This window comes from Olsenella sp. An293, assembly GCF_002159495.1.
Lineage (GTDB): Bacteria > Actinomycetota > Coriobacteriia > Coriobacteriales > Atopobiaceae > Thermophilibacter.
The window spans coordinates 1-2,462 of sequence record NZ_NFIT01000031.1; the positions used below are offsets into that span (position 1 = coordinate 1).

Annotated in this window: 4 protein-coding genes; all 4 read right to left on the bottom strand. The window is 68.8% G+C overall.

Annotated elements, in window-relative coordinates; translation table 11 throughout:
• Nucleotides 1-66: 66 nt before the first annotated feature.
• On the bottom strand, nt 67-495 hold the full coding sequence (locus B5F85_RS10430) for a hypothetical protein (RefSeq protein WP_087317043.1): 429 nt from the start codon (nt 493-495) through the stop codon (nt 67-69).
• Between the two features lie 119 nt (nt 496-614).
• Nucleotides 615-941: a hypothetical protein gene (locus B5F85_RS10435; RefSeq protein ID WP_087317036.1), complete on the bottom strand. Its 327-nt coding sequence runs from the start codon at nt 939-941 to the stop codon at nt 615-617.
• 55 nt (nt 942-996) lie between these two features.
• Nucleotides 997-1,410, bottom strand: a complete 414-nt coding sequence (locus B5F85_RS10440) for a hypothetical protein (protein WP_087317039.1) — start codon at nt 1,408-1,410, stop codon at nt 997-999.
• Between the two features lie 274 nt (nt 1,411-1,684).
• Nucleotides 1,685-2,462, bottom strand: a 778-nt coding sequence (locus tag B5F85_RS10745) for a hypothetical protein (RefSeq protein WP_158094607.1), incomplete at its 5' end; no start/stop codon positions are given.

Here is a 2,462-nt window from a genome sequence, read left to right on the forward strand (position 1 = left end):
GTGTGCCCGTGCGCCATCACGTCGCCCAGCACGTCGTGGAAGCGCGGGATGACGAGCGCCGACGCGTCAACCATCGGTGCGCTCCTCGCCGAGCCCGTCCAGCGGCAGCGTCTGCTGCACCGGCTGGGCCACCACGCCGAGCACGATCCTGGGCGCCGCGTCCTCGCGGCCCTCGTCGCTCTTGCGCTCCGCCTTGCCGAACTCGTCGGGGTACTTTCGCTCCAGCAGCCACGCCGCCGCCGTCCAGTACTGGTTGCGCGCCAGTGCCGCCGAGCGGATCGTGGTGAGCAGCGTCCGCTTGAACGCCGACTCCTCCTTTTTTAGCCCCTCGCTTAATGCGCGCTGCAGCTTGTTCTTCGGCTCCCCGATCCAGCGGTAGAACGTCGACTCGTGGATGCCCAGCGCGCAGATGATGTCGCCGTTGGAGAGGCCGTCCGCCTTGAGGCGGATCGCCTCGTCAACCATCTCCTGCGTCAGCTTCGGACGCCTTGCCATGCGCATCACCCCCGTGACATTCGGTAGACCTCATCACGGTGGATTCTCGCGTCGCGTCACAAAGGGGGGGGGACGTCCGCTAGACGGACGTCCCCCGTTACCTATCAAGAACGCTATGGCTACCTATAGAGAATCAGGGTGTGGAAGCCCTCCATGTTGCCCGTGAGGCCCTGTCCCTGGATGGAGTTGAACTTGACGTCCACGATCTCGTAGCCGTCATCCTGCATGGCGGTGACGATGCCGTCGATCTGGCCGGAGTACTTGTTCTCGCACTCGAAGGTTTGGTTCAGCCACTTGGAGAAGCTGTTGACCATGAGGACGTGCAGCTTGCCGTCCTTGGGGGCCAGGCTCGCCTTTATGTTGTCGTTGTATTGGAAGAGGCCGGCGTTCCTGTACTGCTGAGCCTTGTTCTCGAGCTTCTCCTCGCGAGATCCAAACAGCCCCATGGGATACCTCCAAATCGGTCGGCTGAACTCGTGCCCGATTATATCGCCGGTGGCCTTAGCTCTTCCGCTCCCGCCGCCCCTTGAGCCCGTACTTCCTGCACAGGCGGCTGTTGCGCTGCCGCATCATGTCGCGCTCGCGCCGCACCTCTGCAAGCTCCTCGGAGCGCTCGCACGCCTCCCGCTCGCGCTCGAGCTGCTCGTTGAAGGCGCGCTCCTGCTCCAGGTGGTAGCGCTCCGTGCAGAGCGGGCACATCCCCGTCTGCCGGTTGATCTTCACGCCCACAGCCCCGCACTGCGGGCATACCGTCTGGATCGCCAGCGAGCAGTGGATCCGCGACGCGCGCATCTCCACCGCCCGCACAGAGTGGGAGACGCCGCACCTCCGCTCGATCTCGGCGGCGGCGTACTCCGCCCCGCGGAAGCTCACCTCGCGCAGGACGTCGTCCTGCTCCTCGGTCCACCAGCTCACCGCGCGCACCTCCCTCCGCGTCTCATGCTCGAAGCCCGCGTGCCATCGCGCCCGTGCCGCCCGATTGAGACGGCGAACAGCCCGCCTACCAGCGAGAACGCCGCCCGTCTCAACGTCTCGACCGGAGGCGAGCCCAGAGCCCCCGCCCGCGCGTGCGCGCGCCCGCGCCCGCCCGCGCGCGACGTCCCCTCATGTCTCGTCCCCGTCAAGACGTTGAGACAAGAGGAGGGGACGCGCACCCTCACCAGCCGCCAGGGGCGTCTCGACCCGTGTCTCAGCATGGCCCGCCCCCTTGAGACGGCGCCACCGCCGGCGGCGCGCCAGCCGAGCGCTCGAGCATGGCCTCCAGCGCCGCGTTGTCCACGCACACGCAGTACACCCGCGAGTCGCCGAAGCGCTTCTGCCGCGTGAACCCGCGCCCGGAGCCGGGCAGCAGCACGCCCTCGTCGGCCATGCGCCTGAGCGTCTTCTGCCGGTCGAAGTTGGCGCCCCCGAGCGCCTGGTCGAGCACGGACGAGAAGACCCACCAGCAGAAGCCCGGGCGGTCCCGGTACTGCTCCACCGACCCCCATCGCTCGAGCCGGTCCATCTCCGCCGAGCTCTCGAAGTGCAGGCGGTTGCGCACCAGCCACTCGGCCACGAACTGGATCGCCTTCACGTCGGTGTCGCCGCCGTCGGTGCCCGTGGCGTTCACGAGCGCCCAGCGCGCCATCAGCATCGCGCCCTCCAGGCACGCCGCCCAGTCGCTGCCCGGCGCGAACACGTAGAACTGCGCGAGGGCGTCCGCGAGCGCGAGCAGCGCCACGTTGTCGGCCTGCGGGTGCCCGCCGGCGGCGGCGCACACGGCGTCGCGCACGGAGGAGAACTGCCCCGCGTAGAAGGCTGCGTCGTTTCGCCTCAGCGCCGCCACGTATGCCCGCCCCGCGGTTCCGTGCTGCGCGGAGACGAGGTGGTGCATGGCCTGGGCGGCGCGCACGTCCTCGAAGGGCTCGGCGCAGAGCTCGAGGGTGCGGTTCGCCGCGCCCTGCTGCGTCGAGGAGCCCACGATGGGG

Bases quoted from the DNA above. Each gene is read 5' to 3' on its own strand.
- B5F85_RS10430 (WP_087317043.1), bottom strand. From the start codon at position 495: ATGGCAAGGCGTCCGAAGCTGACGCAGGAGATGGTTGACGAGGCGATC.
- B5F85_RS10435 (WP_087317036.1), bottom strand. From the start codon at position 941: ATGGGGCTGTTTGGATCTCGCGAGGAGAAGCTCGAGAACAAGGCTCAG.